Source organism: Streptomyces wedmorensis (assembly GCF_000716445.1).
GTDB lineage: Bacteria > Actinomycetota > Actinomycetes > Streptomycetales > Streptomycetaceae > Streptomyces > Streptomyces wedmorensis.
Genome location: NZ_JNWK01000124.1, coordinates 1 through 2,500 on the forward strand (window position 1 = coordinate 1; position 2,500 = coordinate 2,500).

The 2,500-nt window shown below is 56.8% G+C and carries 1 rRNA gene (cut by a window edge); it reads right to left on the reverse strand.

The window, feature by feature from the left end:
• Positions 1-35: 35 nt before the first annotated feature.
• Positions 36-2,500 (reverse strand): 23S ribosomal RNA (locus OO54_RS40560); it runs 655 nt beyond the window's last position.

The window sequence follows — 2,500 nt, forward strand, 5'->3', positions numbered from 1 at the left end:
TTGCTTCAGAACTAACACAGTGGACGCGAGCAACTGAGGACAAGCCCTCGGCCTATTAGTACCGGTCAGCTCCACCCATTACTGGGCTTCCACATCCGGCCTATCAACCCAGTCGTCTACTGGGAGCCTTACCCTCTCAAGGAGGTGGGAATACTCATCTCGAAGCAGGCTTCCCGCTTAGATGCTTTCAGCGGTTATCCCTCCCGAACGTAGCCAACCAGCCATGCCCTTGGCAGGACAACTGGCACACCAGAGGTTCGTCCGTCCCGGTCCTCTCGTACTAGGGACAGCCCTTCTCAATATTCCTACGCGCACAGCGGATAGGGACCGAACTGTCTCACGACGTTCTAAACCCAGCTCGCGTACCGCTTTAATGGGCGAACAGCCCAACCCTTGGGACCGACTCCAGCCCCAGGATGCGACGAGCCGACATCGAGGTGCCAAACCATCCCGTCGATATGGACTCTTGGGGAAGATCAGCCTGTTATCCCCGGGGTACCTTTTATCCGTTGAGCGACGGCGCTTCCACAAGCCACCGCCGGATCACTAGTCCCGACTTTCGTCCCTGCTCGACCCGTCGGTCTCACAGTCAAGCTCCCTTGTGCACTTACACTCAACACCTGATTGCCAACCAGGCTGAGGGAACCTTTGGGCGCCTCCGTTACCCTTTGGGAGGCAACCGCCCCAGTTAAACTACCCATCAGACACTGTCCCTGATCCGGATCACGGACCGAGGTTAGACATCCAGCACGACCAGAGTGGTATTTCAACGGCGACTCCACCATGACTGGCGTCACGGCTTCACGGTCTCCCACCTATCCTACACAAGCCGAACCGAACACCAATATCAAACTGTAGTAAAGGTCCCGGGGTCTTTCCGTCCTGCTGCGCGAAACGAGCATCTTTACTCGTAGTGCAATTTCACCGGGCCTATGGTTGAGACAGTCGAGAAGTCGTTACGCCATTCGTGCAGGTCGGAACTTACCCGACAAGGAATTTCGCTACCTTAGGATGGTTATAGTTACCACCGCCGTTTACTGGCGCTTAAGTTCTCAGCTTCGCCAGGACGAATCCTGACTAACCGGTCCCCTTAACGTTCCAGCACCGGGCAGGCGTCAGTCCGTATACATCGCCTTACGGCTTCGCACGGACCTGTGTTTTTAGTAAACAGTCGCTTCTCGCTGGTCTCTGCGGCCACCCCCAGCTCAGGAGGAAAACTCCCTCACCAGGCGTGGCCCCCCTTCTCCCGAAGTTACGGGGGCATTTTGCCGAGTTCCTTAACCATAGTTCACCCGAACGCCTCGGTATTCTCTACCTGACCACCTGAGTCGGTTTAGGGTACGGGCCGCCATGAAACTCGCTAGAGGCTTTTCTCGACAGCATAGGATCATCCACTTCACCACAATCGGCTCGGCATCAGGTCTCAGGCTCCATGTGTGACGGATTTGCCTATCACACGCCCTACACCCTTACCCCGGGACTACCACCGCCCGGGCTGGACTACCTTCCTGCGTCACCCCATCGCTTACCTACTACCACCTTGGGTCGACGGCTCCACCACTTTCCTTTCCCCGAAGGGTCCGGAACGGCTTCACGGCCTTAGCATTAATGGGCTCGATATTGGGCGTTTCAAAGCGGGTACCGGAATATCAACCGGTTGTCCATCGACTACGCCTGTCGGCCTCGCCTTAGGTCCCGACTTACCCTGGGCAGATCAGCTTGACCCAGGAACCCTTAGTCAATCGGCGCACACGTTTCTCACGTGTGTATCGCTACTCATGCCTGCATTCTCACTCGTGAACCGTCCACAACTCGCTTCCGCGGCTGCTTCACCCGGCACACGACGCTCCCCTACCCATCACAGCACCCGTTGGGGCTATACGCTGCAATGACACGACTTCGGCGGTACGCTTGAGCCCCGCTACATTGTCGGCGCGGAATCACTTGACCAGTGAGCTATTACGCACTCTTTCAAGGGTGGCTGCTTCTAAGCCAACCTCCTGGTTGTCTCTGCGACTCCACATCCTTTCCCACTTAGCGTACGCTTAGGGGCCTTAGTCGATGCTCTGGGCTGTTTCCCTCTCGACCATGGAGCTTATCCCCCACAGTCTCACTGCCGTGCTCTCACTTACCGGCATTCGGAGTTTGGCTAAGGTCAGTAACCCGGTAGGGCCCATCGCCTATCCAGTGCTCTACCTCCGGCAAGAAACACACGACGCTGCACCTAAATGCATTTCGGGGAGAACCAGCTATCACGGAGTTTGATTGGCCTTTCACCCCTAACCACAGGTCATCCCCCAGGTTTTCAACCCTGGTGGGTTCGGTCCTCCACGAAGTCTTACCTCCGCTTCAACCTGCCCATGGCTAGATCACTCCGCTTCGGGTCTTGAGCGTGCTACTGAAGCGCCCTGTTCGGACTCGCTTTCGCTACGGCTTCCCCACACGGGTTAACCTCGCAACACACCGCAAACTCGCAGGCTCATTCTTCAAAAGGCACGCA